The following is a 26,838-nucleotide window of genomic DNA, read 5'->3' as shown; positions in this document are numbered from 1 at the left end:
TTTTGTTTTGCAACTCTAAAATGACAATTTTTAGCCAGTTTTTAGCCCATACTCTTTTTTATTATTCATTTTTTAAACAGGCTCTAAGTATTGATGAAATGGGAATTTAATTCTACTGAATTGATTAAATTTGGGAAAATTTAAAAATAATGAAGCATAACTTATCTTTATTCTTTCTTTTAGTTTCTTTCATTTCTTTCGCACAGGTGGAAGAAAAAAAACTAGACGAACTCATTCAGAATACTTTAAAGACTTTCGACGTTCCAGGAATGTCTGTTGGCGTCATCAAAGACGGAAAAATGATTTACTCTAAAGGTTTTGGAGTACGTTCGTTAACCACGAAACAACCGATGGATGATACAACTTTGGTGGGTATTGCTTCTAATTCTAAAGCGTTTACTTGTGTGGCTTTGGCAATTTTAGCAGATGAAGGAAAACTGAACTGGGACGATAAAGTTTCAAAATATATTCCTGAATTTCAAATGTATGATTCGTATGTTTCTCAAAATGTAACGATTAAGGATTTGATTACGCACAGAGCTGGTTTAGGTTTGGGACAAGGAGATTTGATGTTTTTTCCGGAAGGTGGAAATCTTACGGTAAACGATATTGTGCATAATGTAAGATATTTAAAACCAGAAAACTCTTTCCGTACAACTTTAGATTATAATAATATTATGTTTATTGTTGCTGGAGAAGTGATTACCAGGATTTCAGGGTTAAGTTGGGCAGATTTTATCGAACAAAGAATTATGAAACCTGTCGGAATGAATGCAAGTTTCGGAAGTTATAACAGAGCAAAAGCTGTTGCTAATAAAATTGATGCACATGCTCCTGTTGATGGAAAAGCAATTGCAGTTCCTCACGACTGGAATGAAACTGCTAATGCAGCAGGCGGAATTATGAGTAACATTAAAGACATGACGACTTGGGCTGAATTTCTTTTAAATGGATTCACAACCAAAGATGGAAAGAAATTAGTTTCAGATAAAAATATTCAGCAGCTTTGGAGTCTGCAGATTCCTGACAGAGTGGCAATGAAAAATCCTTATGATACAAGTTTCTATGGATACGGTTTAGGTTGGTTCTTAAGCGATGTGAAAGGTCATAAACAAGTTCAGCATACCGGTGGATTGATTGGAACAGTAACGCAGTTTACTTTAATTCCGGATATGAAATTAGGAATTGTGGTTTTAACAAATCAACAATCTGGTGCGGCTTTCAACACAATTACAAATACGGTAAAAGATTCTTATTTAGGAATTGCCGATAGAAATTGGCTGAAAACTTACGGTGACAGAATGCAGAAAGTAGAAGCTGAATATAATAAACAAAAAAAAGAAGTCTTCGCGAAATCTGATGCTTTCAAAAAAGATAAAAACCTTCAGCCTAAAGCAGAACAGTTTGTCGGAAAATACAATGATCAATGGTTTGGTGATGTTGAAATTGCTCAACAGGGAAATACTTACAGAATTTCTTGTAAAAATTCTCCAAGACTGAAAGGGGAGTTGCTTCCTTTTTCAAACAATACTTTTATCATTAAATGGGACGACAGAAGTTATGATGCCGATGCGTATCTTATTTTTAGCTACGATGAAAACGGAAAAGCAGAGTCTGCAAAAATGAAAGCGATCTCAGATATTACAGATTTTAGTTTTGATTTTGATGATCTTGATTTGAAAAGAAAATAATCAACATACAAATATTACAAAGAGGCTGTGAAAAACAGCCTCTTTTATTTTTAATTCAATTATTTTTTAATGAATTTCGTAGTAGCTTCTCCTGTTTTCAGAATGTAATTTCCTGAAGAAAGTTGGTTTACATTGATAGAATTCCTTTCTAATGTTCCTGAATTGATTACTCTGCCCGTCATGTCAAATATTTTATATTCGTTTGATGGAGCGTTGTAAACATTTAGTTTGTCAGTCGCAGGATTTGGATAAACTTTCAAACTTTTATTACCTGTTGCATTTAATTCTGAAACAGATAAAGTTGCTAAGTCGACCTTATATATTGCATTGGCAAAGAAATCTGTAATATACATCATGTTATTATGCATTAGCAACCCTGAAGGGTAACTTAACAGGCTTGATGTTACTGCGTCAGAAACCGTAGGATTTGTAACTGAAGTACTGATCTTTGAAATTTTTGAAGCTCCAGCTTCTGCAATATATAATTGTTTTCCATGTGAGGCAAGACCTGAGGGATAGCTTAATCCTTGAGCGACAACTTCACTGATCGCAGAACTGTTGTTCATGTCAAATCTTACAATTCTTCCTTCAAATCTCTCGGAAATATAAAGTTGATTGCCAACAAACTCAATTTCAAAAGGGCTTGAAACATTGGTCACTGTTGTTGGTTGAGGAGAAGCTTGGGTGACATCTATTTTGATGACTCTGTTTTCCCCTTCAAGGGCTATGTACAGTTCGTTTCCAATAAACTCAAGACCAATAGGACTGTTAACGTTTGATATTACGGTTTCAGGAGCAATCCCTGTGTTTGAAAGATCAATTTTAGAAATTTTGTCACCACCGAATTCTGAAATGTAAAGTGTATTATTTTTTATTGCTAATCCATAAGGTCTGTTTACTCCCGTTGCTATATCAACTGGAGGAGTATTTGGATTGGTAAGGTCAAATTTCACAACTTTGTCCGAATAATAATAACCAACATACAAGTCATTACCATCTGTAATCATAGGATTGGGAGTTGTTAAATTGTCTTGGAACAGGCTTATTGAAGCTTGAGAATAAGTTTTGCTTCCCAATAATAAAAAGAAAGCAACCAGCAAATAAATTTGTCTGTACATAATAATAGAGTTTTAAGTTTTATTTTATTTAGAATAAATAAAATTTAGACAAACTTAATTGTTTTATTCGCAACGGAAAAATGTGCATTCGGTTGCATTCAAAGAAAGAGAAATAACAAAATAATGATGTTGTTATTAATCAGTTTTTAAAAATAAATAGTAAATAAACTCAAATGATTAGGGTGTTTATTTAAATTCTTGGAATAGAAAATAAATGTAATAATGAAACTACTTTAAAAATTTTAAATCAGTTTCTGCTCTTGAAAATTCTCTATTAAGATTTTGTTTTTCGAAAAAATCTCTTAATTCAATCAAACGTTTTTGATTGTCATATTTCAAGGTTGAATTCAATTTTTGTTGGCAAAGAGAGCAGGCTCTCGCAAAGTGAGAATCTGTTTCTGTAAGATTGTTGGTTCCATTCATTACGCAATTTGCATTTATGCAATGGCTTATTCCAAACATATGACCAATTTCGTGTGAACTTATTTTCAGTAATCTTTCAAGGCTTTTATTAAAGTTTGATTCGGTTAAATTTCCATCGTAAAATCGGAACATCGAAGTTACACCCACTCCATTTTCGTAGGAAGCAAGCCCGAAAACATAATTCCATTCAGGACTTGGAAAAAGGTCTTTTTCCGTAATTCCCATTAAAACAACGGCGTCTTTAGGTTTTTTATTTATTAAAACGCTGTCCAGAATATAACTGGCTAAAACTTGCTCCTGGTTATTGCTTCTAATTCTTTTGGCCGATTTTGGAAAAATAGTATTAGATAAAGTGGGCAAGATCTTAGTTTCCAACTGAAAGTATTTGGCTAAATATTGTTTCGTTAACTCAATTTGTTTTTTCTGCAGGATATTAAATTCACCGATGGGCTGAAGATAAATTATGTTCTTTCCTTCTTCCGGTTTTATCTTTTTTAATTTTTGAAAGTCTTGAAATGTCTGATTATACTCTTTTTTATTGTATCTCCATTCTTCTGGTGTAGCATTTTTCAATGCTATATCATTGAAAGCAATCTTTTCATAATACGTCATTTCTTTCTTTTGACATGAAAAAAGAAAGATGAAAAGAACTAAATAAATTAAACTTAAATATGAATTAAATTTTCCCGGGTTCATAAAAGAAAAGAAGCTTTTTATTGGCTCCGTCAAACTGCGACCAAGAATCACAATCAATTTGAAAACCTGCAACACCGCAAGTCGGAAAATGGAAAATATCCTCAGAAATAGAATTGGCAAAATTGGAAATGCCATTGTTGTGAGAGAAAAATGCAACAGAATTCAAATCGTCATTCAAATCATAAATTACTGACTCAAAATTGCTTTCGGAAGGATTATACAGTTTTTCGTCGGTTCCGAAAGTTAGATTATAGGTCTGATTAAAAATTTTACAAGTACCTAAAGCTCTTGCAGCAGGGCTGGAAATAAGATAGTCAATTCCGATGTTATTGTTTTTTAAAAATTTAGACATCTTTAAAGCATCCAATAGACCTTTGTCTGCCAAAGGTCTTTCGAAATCGCTGGTTTCTTCAGGCCAGTCGCTTTTTGCATGTCTTACGAGAATCAATTGCTTCATAATCTTGAGTTTAGGTAATATAAAATTATAAAAAAAATAATGGAAAAAAACATGATTTATAAAAAAAACTGTGTTATGAATAAAATGAGTAAAATTTCTTAAATTTGCAGACTTATGGGACAGATTATTGCTATAGACTACGGAAAAGCGCGTTGTGGCGTTGCTGCAACCGATGATATGAAAATTATTGCCAGTGGTCTCGATACTGTGGAAACCCGTTTTTTGATGGATTTTTTTAAAAAATATACCGTCGAAAACAGTGTAGAAGCAATAGTGGTAGGTCTTCCCACAGACTTGAAAGGTAATATCTCGGAAGTGGAAACGGATATTTTAGGGTTTATAGAGAACTTTAAAAAAGAATTTCCGCAGATTGAAGTTCATCGTTTAGATGAAAGATTTACCTCAAAAATGGCTTCGTTTTTTATTTCCCAAAGTGGAAAAAGCAAAAAACAAAGACAACAAAAAGGATTAATAGATAAAGTAAGTGCAACCATCATATTGCAGAATTTTTTAGAACAAAGAACAAGATGATTTTACCAATTAGAGCTTTTGGAGATCCTGTATTGAGAAAAACAGGAAAAGAGATAGATAAAAATTATCCGGATCTGCAACAACTGATCGATAATATGTTTGAAACGATGTACGAGGCAAACGGTATTGGTTTGGCGGCACCTCAGATTGGTTTAGATTTAAGACTTTTCATCGTAGATGTTACGCCTTTGGCTGAAGATGAGGATTACGAAGATATTGCTGAAGAGTTGAAAGACTTTAAAAAAGTTTTTATCAATGCTGAAATTCTTGAAGAATCTGGCGAAGAATGGAAGTTTAACGAAGGTTGTCTTTCGATTCCTGATGTAAGAGAAGATGTTAAAAGAAAGAGCACAATCTTGATTGAATATTATGACGAAAATTTTGTGAAGCATACCGAAACTTTTTCCGATATTAGAGCCCGCGTAATTCAGCACGAATATGATCACATAGAAGGTACCCTTTTTACGGATCATCTAAGCCCGCTGAAGAAAAAGCTGGTAAAAGGAAAACTTACCAAGATTACTCAAGGAGATGTGTCTATTAGCTACAAAATGAGGTTTCCAAAATAATTTAAACTAAGAAATATATTATTATAAAAAGCGTTATAGCTTTTACTGAAATTAAAAAAATAAAATTATGCTGTTAGAAAAAATAATTTCAATCTCTGGGAAACCAGGTCTTTACAAGTTGGTGTCGCAGTTGAAAAACGGATTCATCATTGAAGAAGTTACAACCAAAAAGAAAGTGAGTATCGGTAATTCTAGCCAAGTGAGCTTGTTAGATAATATCGCAATGTTTACTTTTGATAAAGAAGTTCCTTTGTTTGAGGTTTTTGAAAATATTGCTAAAAATTACGATTACAAAGAAACAATCAATCACAAATCTTCAGAAGCTGAATTAGCTGAATTTATGGCTGCATCTCTTCCAAACTACGATACAGATAGAGTTTACAATTCTGATATCAAAAAATTGGCTCAGTGGTACAACATCCTTCACAAAGCTGGATACATCACTCCTGAAAGTTTTGTAAAAGCAGAAGCTGAAACTGAAGAAGGTGAGGCGAGTGTTGAAAAAGAAGCTCCAAAAAAAGCAGCTCTTAAAGCAGACAAACCTGCAACTCCAAAAGTAAAAGCAAGTACAGGAGCTAAAGCAGCTACAAAAAGTACTCACAGAAAAATGGGATAATTTAGTTTATCTTAATTAATACAAAACCTTGTCAGCAATGATGAGGTTTTTTTTGACCTAAAGTGACATCGGAAAATGGAGCGTTAAGAAAATTAAAAGTTATTCCGTTAAAAAATTCCCACTGTTTGAAGCGCGACACAACTATTGATTGAAAGAACAATTCTGAACTCGCGCAAGTTTTGGGGATTTTAGGACTAACTTTTAATTTTTAACGGAAGTTTCCAAGTCTTGAACTTTTGGTTCTTTTGTTTCAAGACAAAAGAACTAAGAAAGATTTACCTTAAATTTGTATTAATTTCAAACTCAATTATGAATACCAGACAAGAAAAACTCGAAGCTTTCGGAAGACTTTTAGACATTATGGATGACCTTCGTGAAAAATGTCCGTGGGATCAGAAACAGACGCTTCAGACGCTTCGTCATTTGACGTTGGAAGAAACCTACGAGCTTTCTGATGCGCTTTTGCAGGAAGATCTTACCGAAATTAAAAAAGAACTTGGCGATGTGCTTCTGCATTTAGTTTTTTATGCTAAAATAGGTTCGGAAAAAGAAAGTTTTGATATTGCTGATGTCATCAATTCGTTAAACGAAAAACTGATTTTCCGTCATCCTCATATTTATGGAGATACCGAAGTGAAAGATGAAGAAGAAGTAAAGCAAAATTGGGAAAAGCTGAAACTGAAAGAAGGCAACAAATCTATTCTGGGTGGAGTTCCGAAAGGATTACCAAGTATGGTAAAAGCCTACAGGATTCAGGATAAAGTAAAAGGAATTGGCTTTGAATTTCATGATGCTGAAGATGCCTGGAAAAAAGTGGATGAAGAAATCAATGAGTTTCATGCAGAAACCGATTCAGACAAAAAAGAGCAGGAACTGGGAGATGTATTTTTCTCATTGATTAATTATGCTCGTATTTCTGGTTTAAATCCTGATTCGGCTTTAGAAAGAACCAATCTGAAATTTATTTCAAGATTTCAGAAAATGGAGCAGCTCGCAGCTGAGGCAGATTTAAAATTAGCTGATATGACTCTGGAAGAAATGGATGTTCTTTGGGAAAAAGCAAAAAAGCAAATGTTGAGTTAGAGTAAAAATTTTATTATTTATAAATACATAAACGCAAAGGTTTTATTTGAAATGCTTTTATTTAAAGGAGCAAAGATTACGACTAAAGTCGTTGAGAAAACGTGAAAAGAATAACCAGACTAGATTTATTTATCTTGGAAAATACAGAAAAAGTTATTAAAGGACCTAAAATTATTTTAGAATAAAAAATGAAAGTAGATCATCCCATACAAAATCGTTTTCAATATCTTATTGAAATGAAAAAGACCGATCGGAAATGGCATTTTCCATTTCTGGCTGCTTTGTGTATTGGTATTCCGCTTTTGTTGGGCTGGTTTTCAGGAAAACCAAATTATGGAAGTCTTTCGAGCTTGGGAGCGTTAACGATATTGTATTTTACGACAGCGCCAATCAGTCAGCGAATGATCCACTTGGCAGTTTGTGCTTTTGGAATCATATTTTCCTTTACCATAAGTCTGTTTTTTAGTTTTAATATTTATACCGCAGCTTTATCTTTCGGGGTTGTTTCTTTTCTGTCGCATTTTATAACTTCTTATTTTAAAATTCCGCCACCGGGAAATTTTTTCTTCATTATGTTGGCTGCGATGGCGAGTACGTATCAGTTTGATTTGGAAATGATTCCTATAAGAGTTGGTTTGGTAACAATGGGCGCTATTTTGTCGTGTTCATTGGCTTTTCTCTATTCAGTTTTTATTGAAAAAAGTGAAGTGGTAAATGTTCCACGAAGAGTTTTTAAGAAAAAAAGATATACGAAATTTGTTGAAAGTACAATCATAGGCGTAATTATGATGCTGACTTTAATTGTCGGTCATCTTTTAAAATTTCAAAATACATATTGGATTTCAATTTCAACAGTAGCGATTATTCAGGGCAGAAATTTCGAACATGTCCGACAAAGAAATATGCACCGTATCTTCGGAACTTTCATTGGTTTGGGTTTAGCATGGCTGATCCTGCTTTTTGACCCCGAAAAAATTGTCATGATAGGAATTATTGTAGTTTTACAGTTCGTTGTAGAATTAATGATTGTAAGGAATTATGGTTTTGCCGTTGTATTTATTACACCGCTCACTTTACTTTTAATAGAAGTGGGAAGTACTGTTCACCATCAGGTTGAAAACTTAATGGAGGCAAGATTACTCGACACTATTATTGGAAGTTTAATGGGATTGGCTGCAGGATTTTTTCTCCATCACCAACAAATGATTAATCAATTGGAGAAAAATATCAGGTACTCTTTCTTTCAGTTTAAAAAATTAAAAAAATAAAATTATGCGTATTCTCGTTGTATTTGCTTTTATGCTAATGAGCTGCAATCCGAAAGCTCAGGATTCGGTAACAAAATCGCAGGAAGATTTAAAAACAGAATTTTCACTTCCCAAAAAGCTGAAAGAAGTTTCAGGAATTGCTCTTTCACAAGACCAGAAAATCATTTGGGCGATTGAAGATGCAGGAAATAAAAATGTAGTGTACGGACTCAACCGACAAGGAGAATTGGTTAATGACGTGCTTGTAGAAAATGCTGAAAATACTGACTGGGAAGACATTACAAAAGATGCTGCCGGAAATATTTACATTGGCGATTTTGGGAATAATGAAAACGACAGACAAAATCTTTCCATCTTAAAATTAGATCTGAAAAGTGATTCTCAGAAATCGACAAAGGTCATTCAGACGACTAAATTCCATTATGAAGGACAGACTGAATTTCCTCCTAAAAAATCTAATTTACTGTACGATTGCGAGGCATTTGTAGAAAAAGACGGAAGTTTTTATTTGTTTACAAAGAACAGAAGCAAAGGTTTTGACGGAACTTTCTTAGTTTTCCAGATCCCGAATAAAGAAGGTGATTTTGAAGCAAAATTAATTGGAAAACTAAAGCTTGAAGGAGGTTACAATGATGCTGCCATTACATCGGCTGCAATTAATTCTAAAAATGAAATTGTGCTTTTAACGCATAAAAACATTCATGTACTTTCAGGATTTACGGCAAATGATTTTAACTCAGCTAAAATTCAGAAAATGCCTTTAAACCACAATTCACAAAAAGAAGCTGTCGTTTTTGTTGATGATAAAACCTTGCTAATTGCCGACGAAAAAGATAAAAAAGAAGGTGGAAATGTATATCAGTTTACTTTGTAGTTTTTAAATAAAAACTATTTTTGTACTCTTAAAATTAACCATGAAAAAACTTTTTTATTTTTTATTCATTTTAGGAATAATTTCGTGTGCAAATTCGGATGATATTATTGAAAATCAACAAAATTCACAAGATTTGGAACCAGACAAAGCATTTGTGAATTATATGGAGTTTCCTAAATTAGCATTACTTTATCCATCGTGGTATTATACTTTTAATTATCAAAACGGAAATCTAACAAAAATGACGGGTAAATTCGTAAACGGAGGAACGTTATCTTCGCCTGATTTTTTTTATCCTGACTCATTTATTTCTTTATCATACAATAATAATCAAGTAGAAGTAAAATATTCTAGTGATGTTTATCCTACTATTGTTTACACAATGGAAAATGATAAACCTAAAAAAGCCGAATTATACAATCAGTTTAATGAATTAATTACGGTTAAAAATTATACTTATGAATTTGGGAAAATAAAAATATATTCTAAAACTTATACTTTCGAAACATATTCTACTTATTATTTAGATTCAAATAATAATCTAATTAAAAGTGAGAAATTGGAGAAGTCTGGGGGGATAGATACGAAGTTTACAACTACTACCTATTTGGATTTTGACCAGGCTAAAAACCCATTCAAAAAAATGTTTTTGATTAATGATAATTTATACGAAAAAAGCTTGTCTGCCAATAACTTTAGAGCAATAGAATCAATCATTCAATACTTACCGAATCCACTTAATGGTAATGTTCAACTTCCTCCAGGAAAAGAAAGTGCCAATTGGACCTATCAATACGATTCAAACGGACAAGTATTATTATACCATCCTTTATAAAATAAAATCCGCAGAAATTCTCTGCGGATTTTTTATGATTTATTTTTTAGAATTTAGAAAAAAGCGTCTTTAGAAGCTCATTCCTACGCCACCGGAAATTCTTCCGCCATCTTCACCGGTAAAGTAATCGATTCTTGCAGAGAAAGACTCCAGCATATTCATCCAAAAACCACCACCGACTCCTTGATGCCATTTGTCTGATTGTTCTCTATCTATCCACACTCTTCCTACATCATAACCGACTAAAATTCCCATATTGACAGGCACGATATTATTTTTTACTCTTCCAAAATCCCAACGAACTTCTGCATTGTTGATGAGGTATGATTTTCCGGCAAACCTTTCGTTTCTGTAAGCGCGCATTCCGTTGTTTCCGCCAATCGCTGCAGCCTGATAAAATTCAAAATTATTATTGCTGATAATCATAGCATTGGTAGAGTTGGCAAAAACAAATTTACTTTTCTTATCAATTCTCTGGAAAAGGCTCATGCTACCCTGAAAACTGGCAAAGTTTCTTTCAAGTTCTTGTAAATTGGCTTTCCAGCCTGCGTTTAAAATTAATTCTAAACCTAACGTAGGGAAGGCATTATTATCAAAATTTTTAAAACTAAAAGTATAGTTAGCACCTCCAAACTGTTGATGGTCGAAAACTTCAGGTCTTACATCTGGTGAAACGACAGCAAAGCGGTCATCATTTTTCTGAAGTTTAGAGTTTTCGAAAGTCAGCTGGAACTGATGTTTTAGGTTGAGCCAGCTTGTTTTTGAGATGGAAGGGGCAAATTTGCTCTGTGAGATCCTTACACGATTGTAATCTTTGTCAACAGCATCTTTGTCGTATTGCGTTTCATTTCCAAATCCAAAAAATGTTCTTGCAAAATGTGGAGTTGTGTGTGTAGCATCAATTTCTGCATCCCAACCGAAAATTGCTTTTTTAAAGACGCCTTTATATCCTAAATTAAATCCTCCTGTTGCGGTGTATAAATTAGCACTGAAACTATGTTTTTGGGTAAAACGGTCACGAATGAAATTATTAACCGTGAAATTGGCTACAAGCCCCAAAATAACTCCGTCATCAGGATTGTAATTTGCCATTGGATAGCCTGCAAAGAAATTGTATTTAGGATGTTTCCAATTGTAGGTGTTTACATCATAATCGTCGGTTATATGTTTTGTGGCACCTTTGGTTTCGTAAGTATTTTTCTGAGATTTAAAATCATAAATTTTAACGTTTCTTCCGTTGGATACATTGTAGACATCGTGGTTATAACCACCAATTAATCTAATATTTGTCTTTGATTTGCCATCACCTGAAACTTCGTAAACATCGTCATCATCCAATCCGTAAACCCAAAGTTCTTTGGTTTTTTTTCCGTCGTAAGTTTTTTCAAAAACCAATTCTTCGGTTTTATCTTTATTAATTTTAAACTGCTTTACATCAACTGAGTTTCCATTTTTTACAATGACAAACTTGTCTTTGTCTAAAGTTCCCACCAACGGAACTTTTTCCTGAAGAATGTGATAATATTCTACGGCATTAGCTTCAATTTTTTCTTTTCTGAGTTTTAATTTTCTCTGAATATCGGCAATCGTTTCGTCCTGAACTTCTTTCGGGAGGTTTTTAAAAGCAACATCAATATCTGCATCAGTAAGATGTGTCTGGATATATTTTGCCTGCTCGCTCCAGTTCTGTTCGGTAGAACCTTTCAGGAAGATCAGATCTAACGGATAAGGTTCCATATTGACCCAACGTACATTTTTTATTTCATCTTTAAAAGACTTCATGTGACGAATCATCGGAATGTTCATAATGAAGGTAAACGCAGCGCCATCGTAGGTACTGAACGCCTGATCTCTGTCTCGTGGGATAGGTTTGTAAATAACTTTATTTCCCACTTTATATTCTGCCCATTTCCACTGATCTTCGTGTCTGTCCCAATCTCCGATCAACATATCAAAAATTCTTGCTCTGATGTATAGGTCCTGATCAATAGAATATTTGCTGTCTTTTCGCATGTTTTTCAGAACATCCGACGTAGAAAGGATATCTGAAGCGTTATCAAGCGACTGTAAAGTTTTAGGATCAGAAGAAAAACGCTCTTCAATCATGTATAATTCGTCACCGTAATTTTTGTTGTAACGGCCGAGAGCTTTTTGTTTTGGGATATAAAATAACTCAGGATTACTGTGAAAAATCCCAAGCTTATCGATCATATTATTAACGGCAAATCCAGTGAAAGGATGATTGGTCGTATAAAAATCGAGTAAGAATCTTTCAGGGAAAGTATTGTTTAATTCGTTTCCGAAATCGTTTTTCTTAAAAGCCTGTGCGTTAAGGAAACGGACTGCACTTTTTTTAATCCCGCGCATTACAAATTCCTGTCCGTCATTGGTTTTCAGACGTAGACTGTTCGACTGGTTTCCGCCACCTTCTCTGAAGGGAGAATAACCAGGATCCATATCAGAAAGATCTTTTGTTTTTGCTTCAATCGGAAGAGCATAATATTTTCTGTAATGATCTCCCCAAAGCCAGCGATAGATTTTTCCTTTTTGGGTTAGCCTTTCTGGATAAATGGTTGATGTATAGGTTTTAGGAAAAGAGCTTGGGAAATTATTTTCAAATACCTGAAGTTGAGGGATTACGGAAATTTGCGTCAGTTTTTTGAACTCATTGTTTTTTGTTGAAAAATATTCTACATCCGAACTCAAATCTTTTCTGAGATTTAAAACGGCAAAACCACTTCCGCCGTAAGAGAAATCTGTTTTCTCTACAATCGTTGCGGGATCTGTTTTTGAACCTGCTCCGCTGATAATTTGTCTGATGTTGTTGTCTGCGTGATATTGCAGATTGTGATCGTGTCCTGAAACGAAGATTACATTTTTTTTATCCTGAACAATACTTTTTAATCTGTTGGCAAAATCTGCATAATGTCTGTTGTTAATGTCTTCCATACTTGCTCCGGAAGTACTTCTTAATTTTGTAAGTACAGTTGCAACTCCGGGAATGGGAACTTTTCCGTTAAATGCTGAAAGATGAGATTTAGCAGAATTAAATCCGGCATGAACACCGGAACTGATGACCGGATGATGAAGCGCTACAATAATTCTTTTATCCTGGTTTTTTGTAATAAGATCTTTAAATTCGGTATAAAAATCTTCTCTGGTTTTGATATCGCAACCTTTATTGATTCCCGGATATTTATCCCAGTTGATGAGTGCCCATTCAGAATCAATCACGATAAGTTTAATGTCTTTCGTTAAATTGATATCATCAATCGGACAAGAATTTTTAGGGAGAAAAGATTTTTTGTCTTTCAGATACGTTTTCACAAAGTCTTCCTGAGCTTTTAAGCCATCCAAACCGTGATACCAATCGTGATTTCCGGGGATAACCAATGTTTTACCTTTAAAATTTTTGGTAATTGCCAATTGGTTTTCCATTTTTTGTTTTGCCAAAGGATAATCTTTATCCGTTTCTTTTGGCATTCCTAGAGGGTAGATGTTGTCTCCTAAAAATATCAGCATCGAATTGCTGTTGGCAGAATCTATTTTGTTTTTAAGAAAATTTAATGTTTGCTGAGCCTGAATTTCTTCTGAGTTTCCGGCATCTCCTACGAGGAAAATCTGAAAGTCATTATCTGTTTTCAGCTCAGATTTTGATACTTCATGTAAGTTTTTACCCTTTTTTACGTTGTAGGTAGCACAAGATAAAAGAAGTCCCGAAAGGAGAAGTGTTTTTCCAGCCGGTGATATTTTTTTTAAATAAGATTTAAAGGATAAATTCATACATTTACATTAAGAAAAATTCTGTGATGAGCATCTTAGACAAAGCTAAAAATTATGTTGAAAACTTATTCAAAGATAAACTATCTTCTGTTTATTTTTATCATAATTTTATCCATACCACATACGCTGTTCAGAAAGCAGATGAAATCATAAAGCATACCAATCTTTCTGAAGTTGACCGAGAAAAAGTTTTACTTGCGCTGTGGTTTCACGATGTAGGTTTTACAGATTGTAATGCAGAAGGCCACGAAAATAGAAGTGCGGCCATCATGAAAGAATTTCTTAAGAAAGATAATTTCTCTGATGAATATATTGAAGAAGTTTCTAAACTGATTCTTTCCACTGAAAAATACCATCAACCTCAAGGTCTTTTGGAAGAAATCATGAAAGATGCAGATTTCAGTCATTTTGCGAGTCCGTTTTACAATGATTCTGCGGAGGCTTTAAGAAAAGAATGGGAATTGACGGGGGGCATGTGTTTCTCTAATGACGAATGGAATGTAATGAACGTAGATTTTCTTAAAAACAAGCACAAATATTTCACAGATTATGCCAAAGAAAACTGGGAGCCGCTCAAGCTGAAGAATGTAAAAAAATTGGAAAAGAAGATGGATAAAATGGATAAAGAAGAGAAACCCAAAAAAGAGAATTCAGAAAAAAAAGACCAAAAGTCGGATAGGAGTGTAGATACCCTTTTCAGAGTGACTTTGAATAATCATACAAGATTAAGCGATATTGCAGACAGCAAAGCCAACATCTTACTTTCAGTCAACGCGATTATTATTTCGGTATGTTTATCAGTATTGGTTCCTAAACTGGATGCTCCAAAAAATACTCATCTTGTGATTCCAACTTTTGTTTTGTTGATTTCTAGTGTATTGACAATTATTTTCGCAATACTTTCTACAAAACCAAATGTTACGAAAACTACTTTTACCGATCAGGATATTAAAGACCGTAAAGTAAACCTTTTGTTTTTCGGAAACTTTCATCAAATGGAGTTTAATCATTATCTGACCTCAATGCATGATCTCATCAAAGATCGAGATTATATCTACGATTCTATGGTAAAAGATTTATATTACCTTGGGAAAGTTTTAGACAGAAAATATAAACTTCTTTCGATTACATATAAAATCTTTATGGCAGGAATCGTAATTTCTGTACTGTCTTTTGCCTATGCTTTTTTGACACTCTAAATTACATTTAAAATACTGTTTATATGATGAGGTTTTGTGTTGAAGAAATTTACTTTTAACAATTCAACAACAAAAATTTCCTGAAGATTATTAAAAAAATAAAAGGATAAACTTTTTATGAAACTCGAACTTTAAAAAAGTTAAAAAATTATGAGTACAGTAATTAGTTATGAGAATGAATTTAATCAATCTGTTACAGAGTCTCAAGCTCAAATGTTTGAAACATATATTAAGATTATCAAACTTAACAATTTAATAAAAGTTAAGGAAGAATATATCAATAATCTATTAATCGAGGTGACATATTATCAGGATAATGAATCTGTGGCTGAAATATTTAATAAATATCCTTCATTAAATAAATTGGATATTGCAAAAAGAGTTGAAATTCAAGGGAATTATATTAGAGAAGATATTTTTACTCATCAGAAAAATGTAGGATTAAAATTATATTCTTTTAATATTGAACATATTGTAACAGGAAAAAGTATCTGCTTTGGGTCTTATAATTTACAAACAGGAGAAATAATTAATAAAAGTGTTGTAAAAATGAAATACGATATTTCCGGAAATGTTTCGTATAGTTATTATTATAATTCATTAGGTAAAGTTAATATCATTGAAGAAGAAAGTGGAGAACCATTTTCTAATGAATTTTCTAAAGAATATTATAATAATGTATTACCATTACTACCTTAAAATTTATATTTAAAAATGATTGTAAGACAGAGAACGCACTGGCTGAAAATGTTATTTATATGGAAAGGTTCTGTACTGAAAAAAATAATAGCTCAGCTTTGTATCATTACCATTTTCTCGGTTGCAGTATATTATTTTAACGGTAAAATTTACGATTATAAAGTAAAGCTTAATCCTACGGTTTTTACCTTGATAGGGTTGGCTTTAGCCATTTTCATGGGCTTTTGCAATACCGCAAGTTATGACCGATTCTGGGAAGGAAGAAAACTTTGGGGATTATTGGTGATCGAAACCCGTTCGTTAACAAGACAAATCTTATCTTTTATCCCGAATATTCCTAAAGAAGAGAAGCAGGAAATTGTAAAATTGATCTCTGCATTTTGCTGGGCTTTAAATTATCAGTTAAGAGATAAATCGGATATACAACCTCTTCAAAAACTTCTTTCTGAAGAACAATTTCATCAGATTCAGGGTAAAAAATTTGTTACCAATATTATTTTAGGATTTATTTCAGACTGGCTGAATATTCAGCATAAAAAAGGAAATATCGATACCATCGTTTTGACTGCTATGAATCATCAACTGAATCAGTTTTCTAATATTTCCGGTGGTTGTGAGAGAATCTATAATACACCACTTCCTTTTGCTTACAGTGTCTTGCTGCATCGTACCGTTTATCTCTATTGTTTTTGGCTGCCTTTCGGGTTGCTCGATAGTTTAGACTGGATGATGCCGTTAATTGTTTTACTGATTAGCTATACTTTTATTGCTTTAGACGCAATTATTCAGGAAATAGGGGAGCCTTTTGGTGAAGAAGAAAATGATTTGGCACTCAATAGTATCTGCAGAACAATTGAATTTTCTATTTTTGAACAGGCAGAAATTCCACAAGGTGAATTAAAAAAGCCGGATTCTTATTTTGTAGATTGATTTATGCTAAAGAAACTCTCATCGCAAGCAATCCTGTGATTCCCTGCAGATCTTCAACTCTTAAAAGTTCAACATCTGTTTTTAAAACATTCTGTTTCTGAAGTCTGTGGATGTATTGTAAATATTCACGTTGATTTTCTAAACCGAAATAAACGATTGTAATTTTTCCGGGACAGGTAATTCTTTCTGTAGAGTCTTTGATATGCGCTTTTTCAAGTCTCTTTTTGATGATTTCAAAATTAGAATTAAAGGCACCGTCTACATCAAAACGTTTTTCATCCATTCGGAAACGGATGTCTATTTTTTCATTATACACAAAAATTAGTGAAGCAATATCAAGCGAAATGGGAAGGTCTTTTTTGAATAAACGAAACTCATGTTCCATCGTACAAAGGGTTTCAAGCTGCCAATATCTCAACTCCTGAACGACTTTAGCAGAATAGGGAAGCTCTGGAGCGATACTAGGACCGATGTAAAGATTGTGCTCTACACCATCCGACTTAAAACGTTCAAAATAATGTGGAAAAATTTCCTGAGCTGCCAATTGTTTTTCGTCTAAAATATCAGCCAATTTACGATTGAGCAGGGTAATGGAATCGTCTAAATTTTTTCTGTTGGCATAAAAAAGATCATTCTGAGTAAAGACCTGACTAAAGTAATTTTTGATTTTTTCTTTAATCGTTTCTTCACTTTTTACCTCAAGCTGACCTTGTAGGTAAGGATGAATTTCATTACGCAAAACTCTTTGGAAACGCTGTTCTGTATCTGCTTTGATCTCATTATTGATCTCATTTTCAAAAACATCCAATGCTAATGAATATTTTTCAGATTCTGCAGAGTTGAGCATACTCATCACTTCCTTAAGCCCATCTCCTTGTTGATTAAGGTCTTCGAGCATCAGAGTGACACGCTTGTCTGACGAAGCACGGATGTCTGAAACACTAAATAATGGCGTAAGATTTTTAAATGAAATCTCCTTTAAAGTATATATTTTTTTCGATAAATAAGCATTAAAATAGCGTTCAGCTTCATTTCTGAACTTCCAGATAACGCTGTCGTGAATCGTTGTGTATTCACGCTGAATGATCGCTTCGATCTGATTATTCCTTTCATAGGTAAATCGGCTCAAAGAGAAAATGATCATGTCGGCAACAAACTCAAGTTTTTTAAGTTTTAAACCATTCAGACTGTTCGCTTGGGGTGAAGTAAACTCCATCATCGCCAAAAGCTCATTGTCTTTCATGATCGGAATGACCATGAAACTATTGATGTTGTTATCTTTCAGAATACTGAAAGTAGGTAGTTTTTTGATCTCCTCATCCAGATTGTCAACATTAGAAACTACCACAGGTTTTGAATTGTAACTGATGTTTTCAAAAGCAGTTTTTCGTGCTTCTTCATCAAAGGTGTTGATCCAGAAATCAAGAAGATAATTGGTGAAAACATTTTCGTAGATAGGAAGTTTTTCTAATCTTTTGTTTTTAGTATTAAAAAGCATCAGCCCAAAATTGAGCTCGGCAACATCAAAATAAGATTTAAATATTTCTTTTAAATTCTCATCGGGTGAAGGATTTTCCAGATCAATTTTGATCATGCTCGATTTCAAATCAGACAGTGCCACTTCCGAAGTACAGTCGATAAGAGAAATAATGCTGAATCCGTTCAAGATCCATGATTCCGGCTGGAAGTATTTTTTCCAAAGCTGTACATCATCCAGATTTTCAAGCAACATATCCAAAATATCATCTGACGGAATTTTGGTTCCTTCAGCAGGATAAACGTCACTAAAATCTGAGTTAACTGTAATTTTATAATGCTTCATAATTCCCTGTTTATCGGGAATATCATAATAAAACGGTATCGTAACTTTAATGTCTTTTTTAAGATAGGTCTGCAAGATCAGGCAACAGCAAAAGACGTAATATTCGTCATCACTGATGTCTCTGAACTCAATCTCAAAATCTTTTCCGGCATCATTTAAAATATTCTGAAATCTTTCGGTATAATTGAACGTAAGATTGGTGAGCGGAATTCCTGCCGCTTTAATTTCATTTTTCGTCAAACCGGTAGGGAAAAGGTCTGCCAACAAAAGTCTGATGAGGTCTTTGTGCTTTTCAAACACCGATAGATCCTGAAAACCGTCTCTTAATTCTTTGAAATTTTTGGTTTTCTCAATCAAAGATTCTGCATAATTAGCGCGATACTCTAAACGATCATTGTACCGAATATGCTCCAATACATCCAAATATTTTTTGAACGATATAAAAACCTGAAACGGACTTTCTTTCTTGTAGAGATTTGCCAAAATGTAAGAAAAATTGTGAGGGTAAAGGTATGAAAACTATGAGGGAATTGGGTGATTTGTGGGTGTGATTTTTATGTTTAAGACTGGTTTTTTGTTATGAAGGATGTTTTTATTGTCGTTATAGGTGTATAGGAAAGTCATATTTCATATATAAAAATAGAACGTTTTTTAATACAAAAGCCTCACATTTTGCGAGGCTTGATTTGAATTATTAGCTCAAAGTCGGGAGACTTTGCGCAGCGGGTTAATAAAGATTACCAACATATTTGGAAACATTACCTAATATTCATACATGATAACAAAAACCCAGAACAAAATACACAAAAAAACAAATCCCAGAACAATTCTTCTAGATTCTTTTACTACTTTTTTATCGTCATAAAAAGCGTTGATTTTTTCTGTTAAATCATCATCTCCTATTAACCAAGAATCAATATATATATGGCCATATGCAATACCTATTAATATAACATACATCCATTTTCCAATTTTAAATTTATTTCCAAAAAACATAACCGCTGGAAAAATCAATAAAAATGCTAAAACTCCACCAAGAGCCATACTTGAATAAAAATTTTTATTTTTATGTTCTTTATAATAAATATGTGTTTGCAAGTAACACTCATAATATGCGTAGAAATAAGCGTTTTTTATTTTATTTTCCATAATTAATGATTATTTTTTTATTCCGGATCACCCCACGTCCAGATATTCCAGTAATTTACATTGCTATTATCAATCAGCAAAGAAGCTGCTGGTCCCGAATAAGGCACAAAACCTGCTCCAAAACTAACAATTCCTCTGGAAATATAACCCGGATGATGAGTTTCTCTGAATTGTTCAAACGAAATAAATAATCCTAATCGTCCAATTCCTTTTACTACTTTAGAATTATTTAACGTATTAATTGTTTTTACGTTTTTTAAGAATTTTACACCTGAAATAGACTTGTTACCATTTAAATATCCATTGCTTCTATATAAATTGTAAGTTTTAAAAATATTAGGTGTCTTTATTATTTTGCTTGCGCTTACCAAATCGTTTGATACTCGGGCAGCTGTTCCCAATGTAAGCCCAATTCCGTTTGTGGTATAAGATTGTGTTGTACTTGCATTGTTTAGCAGACCCCAATAATTCCAATAATAATCGTTCCCGTTAAATCTCGCTCGATGCATAATCATTTCTCGATCTCCAATTTCCATTTCTCCGTTCATAATTCTTTGGTAACTTTCGTCGCCATTTGTCCACCATTGTACCTCTCCATTTTTAAACGAAAGACCATTTATACTTCCATCATTTACAAAATAATTGTACATAGAACCTGCGGCATTTCCTGTAAAACTATATCCTCCGCCACCGCTATTATCCTGAAACCCACCCGAAATACTGAATGAATAAGTAGGTTTAAATGATTTATTTAGAGTAATATATGGGTTTCCAGATGCAGAATGGTCAATAGTACCATCATCTTTAAACCATCTTCCGTCAATATCAAATCGCAATACCGGGTTATTCGCCACATAAGCATAGGTACTTGTAGAAACATACATTTCTGCCAGCTGATCGATGCCGTTCCATCTTCCAATTTCGGGCATATACTGTCTCCAGCCGTAGTCGATCATCCCAGTTTCTTGCAACTCCTTACCGTTGTACTTATACTTATAAGAAGGATTACCAGCCAAACCATTATACCCTTCATGCTTTAATCCAAAAGGATAATAGTTGCTTTCTTCAAGAACTTCTATGCTGCTTCCATTATGGAAATAACTTAACCTCGTATTTCCCAAATGGTCATTGTAATTGTAAATATACTTATTTTTTACAAAATCAAAATAGCCTTCTGAAGTGGGTACAAATTGGAGTCCCGAAGGGTTCAGTGGAGTAAATGGACCTGCATAATAGTAATACTGAAAACCATCCAAATAATCTGTTTCTACAAATGATCCACCAATTGGATTATTGCTTATTATATATTTTTTTAACTTCGTTCCATCAGCCCGATAAATATAATTTGTCTGGCTATTTAATTTTCCACCACCAGTAGTAATATTAGATGGTAGATTTAAATAATTGTATATAATTGAAGTTATACCTTTATCTAAATGTTTATTCATATTTCCATTTAAATCATAGGAAAAAACATTTTGCAAAGCATTGTACCCTGAAGAGTTATTGACAACATCTGTAGGAAGCGTTATTTTATCTAAACGGTTACCGGTATAATTGTAAATCAAATCATCAATTTTCTCGGCAGTGATTCCTGAAGAAGGCTTTGAAAATCTTTTTAAGCTAGCAATGTTTCCGTTGTGGTCATAGGTAAGCTGCTCGTTATAATAATCATTACTGATAAGTGTTGAGCCCGATTCTGAATAAATTCCTTTTTGAAGTCTGTTTAGTCCGTCATAGGTGTAAGAATATCTACGTTTGTTATCATTAGGATTTGTTGCTGTTTTCCAATCAATCTCTGCGATATTGCCATTAAACCTACTTGTCGAAAGACTCGTATTTTCAGGATTGTTATATTTTATTGCATATCCGAAAAGGTCTCCATCATTTAAATCAGCAGGATTGTTGATTTGTGTCATCCAGCCTTGAATATTATACTGATAATCTACCGTTTGCAGCCCATTTCCTAAAACAGTGCCACCTACTTTTTTGCTGGCAAGCTGGGAGATTTCGTTGTAGCTGTTTTGGACTAAAATTTCTTCAGGTTGTCCGTCAATTTGATGTTTGTGTACCTTCAGCCTGTTCTGATGATCGTAGGTGTAGGTTTGGGTTATCTGTTTTTCTGTGTCAAGCGAAAGTCTTTTATGATAAACCTTTGTCTTTTGTGTCACACCAGCAAAATCAAGCTCAGATTCTGTTTTGGTGTAACCTCCCAGATGATTGATGGAATGTGTGGCGATGGCTCTTCCTTTACTATCGTACCAGGTGTAATTCTTCGTCCAGTTATCGTCTTCAATATTTTTCACATAAGAAGCTACGGGTAAACTTTTTGTGCTGATATTTAAACTTGAATCATCTGTTAACAATGGTAGATTAGTTACTGTAGGATTAAATGATGGTGTATAGGGAGGATAATTATCATAATAATTTACCGAAAGTATGGTTTCTATCTGCTGATACAAACCGTTGGTGTAATAAATCTGCATTCCGCTCATTGTAAAACCCTGTGCATCCCGGTTCTCAGTAATAACATAATTATTAGTAATCGTCTGTAATCCTGCTCGCGTTTGACCAGGAAGAGGCATAATTCCTGTATAAGCAACTCTGCCAAATTTATCATATTTTGTAACGAGCCATTTAGAAGCTGGTCTTAAATTAGCATCCTGTGTTGCTATAAGACGATCTGCTTTATCATAGACCATATATTCCCATCCTTTCCCGGGTAGTTTTTTTTCTACAAGTCTGTTCCAGCCATCATAACGATACTGATAGCACAAATTATCTCGGGTTACCTGATCGGTAAGCCCGGATTCTGATGCTAACGGAGAAATTACATACACCTGATGTCCGTATTCATTATATACGTAATAGGTATCAATGTCTTTAGATCCATCGTTTTTCCTTGAGAGTACAAGTTGTCCCTTTTTGTTTTTGTATTCTGTATTGATACGTCCGTCTTCATCCGTCACAGTTGTTTTATAAAGCTGTGCGGCAGGATATGTTCCGCTAAGGGAGAGAATACTGTTGGTTCTTGCTTCCACCCATGTTGTCGAAACGGTGTATTTTTTTACTTCTCCTGCTGTGTTGGTTGCGTAAGCCATGGTAGCTGGATGATCATTCCAGTCATTACCGGGCTTTTTTTGCTGTAATACTCTTCCCAGAGGGGAAGCTTCGGGTATTGTTTCAGAATAGATTTTCTCATTTCCGTAAACAGCATTCGCAGCAGAAAGAGGGTCACCGTAAATACCTCCGTTCTGTGTAGACTGTTGAGGAAGCGGAAGATAATTTTTCAACGTTCTTCCATAGCTGTCGTATTCTATCGGAATCACAATGTCTTTACCCTGCGGTGTTGCTTTTACAGAAATACTTTGCTTCAGCCTTCCTAAGCCATCAAAATACTGTACAGATTCTGCTTTTTTAGTACAGTCGTCATTGAGACAGTTTTTACTGTAAATATAATTTTCTGCTGCCGGGAGGTTGGCTTGGCTGTAGAATGAATAACAAGAAAGTATAAAGAGAATGTATATTATTTTTTTCATGGCATCTTAGTTTTTGTAATTGTACTTATATTCTTTTAGCACTTTTCCGTTCCTGTCGGTAATCTTCAGAAGCTTGTTATCTGCATTGTACATGTAAATCTCTCTGATTCCGTTGGATGAAGTAATGGTGGTCATCCCGATCAACGGGTCATAAGTATTGGTAGAAATTGTAAAATCTTTTAAAGCAGTATTCTTTCTGAAATTATCTAAAGCCATAAGAAGTGCAGGTTCGTTTGCCGGATCTGCAGCATCTGCATTGGATGCATCTACAATAGCCTGAATATAAGGTAAGACCTGAGCATAAGCAGCACCCTGTATTTTTGCAATAGACAGGGTTTTGTCATATCCGTAAACAATTGCCGTAGGAATTCCAGTAGAAGAAGTCATTTGTAGGAGGTTACCTTTCTCATCATACAAATCAAAAGTCACGGCTGTTTTTGTACTTCCGTCATTGATATTGGTGGTTTGTATGGATGTAGGTAGGGTAGAAGATGCAATATCAAATTTTGTTTCCGATTTGCTCACTGTCTTTCCTTCTTCCTTAGTTTCCTGTATTACAGGAATTCCTATCATGTTTTTTGAGAAAAGATTGCTATACGCTCCCGAAGAGGTAGGATAAGTGAATAAAGTTTCTGTAGTTACGCCATCCTCGGTTTCTTTTGTAGAAGCAATTTCAAAGTTATAAGCATTGAATTCAGTTTCAGATGATTCCTGAACACTTTGGTTGTTATCAAAATTACTGATTACCGTATTAACGTTTTTTTTAAGCCAGGCAGGTTTGGAAACTGTTCCGTAGTAAGCATCATAATGCTTTATGTAGTATTCCTGAGCACCGGGAATTTCTTCAAAAGTATATTCATTTTTTTCTGACACCAAAAGTTTGTTCTGATTATCGTATACTTCTTTTTTATCTAGCAGTCCTCCACAAGTAAGCGCATAATAAGGGTGATAATTGCCAATTTTAGGAAAATCGTCAGACATTTTGTAATAGTATTTAGTATATCCATTAGAATCGTCACTATCTGATACTTTCACATTTTTATATAAAATATAGCTAGAGTTCACATCCTGATCGGCAGAAGCCCAATACCCCGATGAAGAGTTAGCATCTGAAAAGTCATCATAATCATACTTAATCGTTTTAGCCGGAGTAGTACCGGTTTTATCAATATAATATTTAATATCTGAAATTCTCACCATATATGGGCTGTAGTCCTTATTCGGATAAGGAAACGGAACATACTCCAGTACTAAAATCCCAACGGAGCCTTTTCCTCCTGTTCCGCTTATTTTAAGAGTATGGCTACCCGGTTGAAGAGAATGCGATCTGAATCCATTGTAATCTAATCCGCAGACTGTACCCGCTATTCCATCAACTGTATAATCTAAATAGGGTTCATCAAAAAAACTTCCTAATGGATCGAGGGGATATAATTCGTCAATTCCTAAACCTGTAAATACTTTCCTAGGATAATTGCCAGGTACTACAAATGTGTATTCTCTGGACTGATTGGTGTTATAAGGAATATCTAAAAGAGTGCTGACATAATGGGTTTCATTAGAAACAACAGTTTCATTTTTTATAGGGTTGATGTAATCAGGAGATGCTTTGTCATAATATACCTGAGCAAATTCAAAGTTATACTCCACAACACCTCCGTAAGGATTGATCACTTTATTTAAAACCCGATTTTGGCTCCATGGAATTGCTTCAAAAGTATTAGGGCATATGCCGCTCGGTTTTTGATGAGGGTTAGCCGGAGGAGGAAGAGTTATTGTTTTATAAGCAAATTCTATTGCTTCCTGCAGCTCATTACTTCTGTTTATTTTTTTTAATTTTGTGAGTTCTCGTTTTACATAATTAGATGAAGTATACTCAAACTCATATTTCGAAATAATATGATGATAATAATCTTTCAGCACCACATTTTGCAACTGATAAGGATCATTCATAGTATTCTCTAAACCGGAATTATAGACATATTCAAAATCCAGTTTTCCAAATCCGTTTGCCGTAATTGTTTTTATTCTACATGTTTGATAATCTATTGTATTAGGATGATACTCTCTATATTTTATGTCTTTTTGGTAAGAAAAAGAAGCAAGCTCAACACCATTAGCATCAATAATTTGTGAGACAAAAAAAGCAGATCTATAGACAACCCCTTCTGGTCTCACTAAAGTCTCAGTATCATTAAAGTTACTCAGGCTATAGTCTTTAAATAGATAACGAACTCCATGATTATCAGTAATTGTAAAATCTTTGACAGTCAATTTTGTGGAGTTGTCTGCTCTGGTATATTCTATTCTTAATTTATTAGGTGACAGATTAATGAGTTCAAAAGTATTATTCTGAACGTTGCGTTTAAATCTGAATTTTCCAAAAACACCGGGTATATTATAGTAATAGACGTCATCAAAGTAAACCTCATTAGAGCTTCCTGAAATATTGTTTGGCAATAATTCATCCGGAAGAAGGTTAATATGTCTTGAAATTACCCCGGGAGTAAACAAAGACCATCCGCTGCCTACCTGAGTTGCCGGGCTTCCCTGTGCTGCTGAATTTGGATCATATGAGATCGCTGTATTTAGTTTTATATTGGGGTTATAGGTAGAAAGTGCAGCTAATGGAAAAGAAATATCGGGTATTCCTGTTGCATTAGATGGTGGCGAATTGGTATAATTCACTGAACCAGAGACTGATGGTACAGGATTGGATAAATCTCCAAAGTTAATACCCAGGCTCTGTGCATTTATATGTTGGAAAAATAGATAGAATAAAATTCCTAATAATAGTGCTATTTTTTTCATAGTTATTTATTTATTTATTTATTTATTTATTTTTTTATCAATTTAGCATTCGCAGTTTTCTCAGTATCCGTTTTTACCACAATCAGATACGCTCCCTGAATAAGACTCTGCGTATTGATTTTCGTTATTTTATTCTTTGTTTTCAGGCTTTGAAGCTGTCTTCCACCCATATCGTAAAGTGTAATCTCGGCTTCAGACTTCCCATCACCCAGTTTCCAGCTTCCATCCTCAAACCCAATCTCTACATAGCAGTAATCCGACACAGGATTAGGATAGATCTTAATATTCTGTTTTTCTATCAATTGGTCAATTTGGCTGTCACCAAGTTTCACGATCTTCCAGTTCTCTTTTCCTAGTTCTTCAGCACTTGTTCCTGCCAAAACAATCGAACCATCTTTATTCATTTTCAGATCAGAAAGCCTTTCCTCTTTTTTTCTAGATTCTCCTTTTACGTGTTTTCGCCATTGTTCGTTTCCATCATTATCGATATAAAGCATCCAAAAGGTTTCATCTTCCGCTTCAATTCTTCCTTCCGCCTGAGTGTATCCTCCCAGTAAAATACCTTTGGTTGATTGTTGTTGGTTGTTGGTTGATGGCTTTCCGTTGATTACATTCATTCCCATTAAAATATCACGGTTTTTGAAATTATAGGATCTCTGCCACTGTTCTTCACCTCTTGTATTTAAAGAAATCAGCCAGATATCTGTTCCTTCTTCAATTCCAACTGTTTTATTTCCTGACTTTT

General features: G+C 34.0%; 20 protein-coding genes. 11 read left to right on the top strand and 9 right to left on the bottom strand.

The genetic code is table 11. The features are described from left to right. Positions 1-149 precede the first annotated feature (149 nt). On the top strand, positions 150-1,691 hold the full coding sequence (locus AB671_RS10145) for a serine hydrolase (protein ID WP_066679922.1): 1,542 nt from the start codon (positions 150-152) through the stop codon (positions 1,689-1,691). 59 nt (positions 1,692-1,750) lie between these two features. Here AB671_RS10145 and AB671_RS10140 read toward each other — a convergent pair whose 3' ends face one another. The 3 genes from AB671_RS10140 to AB671_RS10130 all read right to left on the bottom strand — a co-directional run bounded on the left by AB671_RS10140 (position 1,751) and on the right by AB671_RS10130 (position 4,385). Then, entirely contained in the window at positions 1,751-2,809 is a 1,059-nt protein-coding gene (locus AB671_RS10140; protein ID WP_066679923.1) for a T9SS type A sorting domain-containing protein, read from the bottom strand. A 228-nt stretch (positions 2,810-3,037) separates the two neighbouring features. Then, positions 3,038-3,844, bottom strand: coding sequence for an archaemetzincin (locus AB671_RS10135; RefSeq protein ID WP_228390968.1), 807 nt, complete (start codon positions 3,842-3,844; stop codon positions 3,038-3,040). A gap of 64 nt (positions 3,845-3,908) precedes the next feature. Next, entirely contained in the window at positions 3,909-4,385 is a 477-nt protein-coding gene (locus tag AB671_RS10130) for a SixA phosphatase family protein (protein WP_066679925.1), read from the bottom strand. A gap of 114 nt (positions 4,386-4,499) precedes the next feature. Between AB671_RS10130 and ruvX the strand changes: the two genes are divergently transcribed. The 7 genes from ruvX (at position 4,500) to AB671_RS10095 (ending at position 10,161) form a co-directional block, all read left to right on the top strand. Continuing rightward, positions 4,500-4,916, top strand: coding sequence for a Holliday junction resolvase RuvX (gene ruvX / locus AB671_RS10125; RefSeq protein ID WP_066679926.1), 417 nt, complete (start codon positions 4,500-4,502; stop codon positions 4,914-4,916). Further along, complete coding sequence (gene def, locus AB671_RS10120) at positions 4,913-5,485, top strand: peptide deformylase (protein ID WP_066679927.1); 573 nt, start codon at positions 4,913-4,915, stop codon at positions 5,483-5,485. The genes ruvX and def overlap by 4 nt, the downstream gene beginning before the upstream one ends. A gap of 67 nt (positions 5,486-5,552) precedes the next feature. Beyond that, a complete protein-coding gene (locus tag AB671_RS10115; RefSeq protein ID WP_066679928.1) occupies positions 5,553-6,101 on the top strand; it encodes a DUF5606 domain-containing protein in 549 nt (182 codons plus the stop codon). A gap of 309 nt (positions 6,102-6,410) precedes the next feature. Then, positions 6,411-7,184 carry a nucleoside triphosphate pyrophosphohydrolase gene (gene mazG / locus AB671_RS10110; protein WP_066679929.1) on the top strand — a complete coding sequence of 258 codons (774 nt, stop codon included), beginning with the start codon at positions 6,411-6,413 and terminating at the stop codon, positions 7,182-7,184. A gap of 188 nt (positions 7,185-7,372) precedes the next feature. Next, entirely contained in the window at positions 7,373-8,452 is a 1,080-nt protein-coding gene (locus tag AB671_RS10105) for an FUSC family protein (protein ID WP_066679930.1), read from the top strand. A 4-nt stretch (positions 8,453-8,456) separates the two neighbouring features. After that, positions 8,457-9,326, top strand: coding sequence for a hypothetical protein (locus AB671_RS10100; protein ID WP_066679931.1), 870 nt, complete (start codon positions 8,457-8,459; stop codon positions 9,324-9,326). A 40-nt stretch (positions 9,327-9,366) separates the two neighbouring features. Further along, a complete protein-coding gene (locus AB671_RS10095; RefSeq protein ID WP_066679932.1) occupies positions 9,367-10,161 on the top strand; it encodes a hypothetical protein in 795 nt (264 codons plus the stop codon). 69 nt (positions 10,162-10,230) lie between these two features. On the opposite strand, the gene AB671_RS10090 is transcribed toward AB671_RS10095, so the two are convergent. Continuing rightward, the gene (locus AB671_RS10090; protein WP_066679933.1) at positions 10,231-13,944 is read right to left on the bottom strand and encodes a metallophosphoesterase; all 3,714 of its coding nucleotides are present in this window, start codon (positions 13,942-13,944) and stop codon (positions 10,231-10,233) included. A 26-nt stretch (positions 13,945-13,970) separates the two neighbouring features. Here AB671_RS10090 and AB671_RS10085 point away from each other — a divergent pair, with 26 nt between their 5' ends. The 3 genes from AB671_RS10085 to AB671_RS10075 all read left to right on the top strand — a co-directional run bounded on the left by AB671_RS10085 (position 13,971) and on the right by AB671_RS10075 (position 16,772). Next, the gene (locus AB671_RS10085) at positions 13,971-15,143 is read left to right on the top strand and encodes a Pycsar system effector family protein (protein WP_066679934.1); all 1,173 of its coding nucleotides are present in this window, start codon (positions 13,971-13,973) and stop codon (positions 15,141-15,143) included. 150 nt (positions 15,144-15,293) lie between these two features. After that, on the top strand, positions 15,294-15,842 hold the full coding sequence (locus AB671_RS10080; protein WP_066679935.1) for a hypothetical protein: 549 nt from the start codon (positions 15,294-15,296) through the stop codon (positions 15,840-15,842). Between the two features lie 15 nt (positions 15,843-15,857). After that, positions 15,858-16,772, top strand: coding sequence for a bestrophin family protein (locus tag AB671_RS10075; protein WP_066679936.1), 915 nt, complete (start codon positions 15,858-15,860; stop codon positions 16,770-16,772). Between the two features lies 1 nt (position 16,773). Here the strand turns inward: AB671_RS10075 and AB671_RS10070 are convergent, their stop codons facing one another. The 5 genes from AB671_RS10070 to AB671_RS10050 all read right to left on the bottom strand — a co-directional run. Then, positions 16,774-19,077, bottom strand: a complete 2,304-nt coding sequence (locus AB671_RS10070; protein WP_066679937.1) for a GAF domain-containing protein — start codon at positions 19,075-19,077, stop codon at positions 16,774-16,776. A gap of 279 nt (positions 19,078-19,356) precedes the next feature. Next, a complete protein-coding gene (locus AB671_RS10065) occupies positions 19,357-19,743 on the bottom strand; it encodes a hypothetical protein (protein WP_066679938.1) in 387 nt (128 codons plus the stop codon). A gap of 17 nt (positions 19,744-19,760) precedes the next feature. Beyond that, entirely contained in the window at positions 19,761-23,282 is a 3,522-nt protein-coding gene (locus AB671_RS10060) for a DUF6443 domain-containing protein (RefSeq protein ID WP_066679939.1), read from the bottom strand. Positions 23,283-23,288: 6 nt separating this feature from the next. Then, positions 23,289-26,093 (bottom strand): hypothetical protein, encoded by a 2,805-nt coding sequence (locus AB671_RS10055; protein WP_157444181.1) that lies wholly within the window; start codon positions 26,091-26,093, stop codon positions 23,289-23,291. Between the two features lie 26 nt (positions 26,094-26,119). Continuing rightward, positions 26,120-26,838 (bottom strand): T9SS type A sorting domain-containing protein (locus AB671_RS10050; protein WP_157444180.1); only part of this gene is annotated, 719 nt, incomplete at its 5' end.

Source organism: Chryseobacterium sp. BGARF1, assembly GCF_001677955.1.
Lineage (GTDB): Bacteria > Bacteroidota > Bacteroidia > Flavobacteriales > Weeksellaceae > Chryseobacterium.
This window is presented reverse-complemented; position numbering and strand designations above follow the sequence as displayed.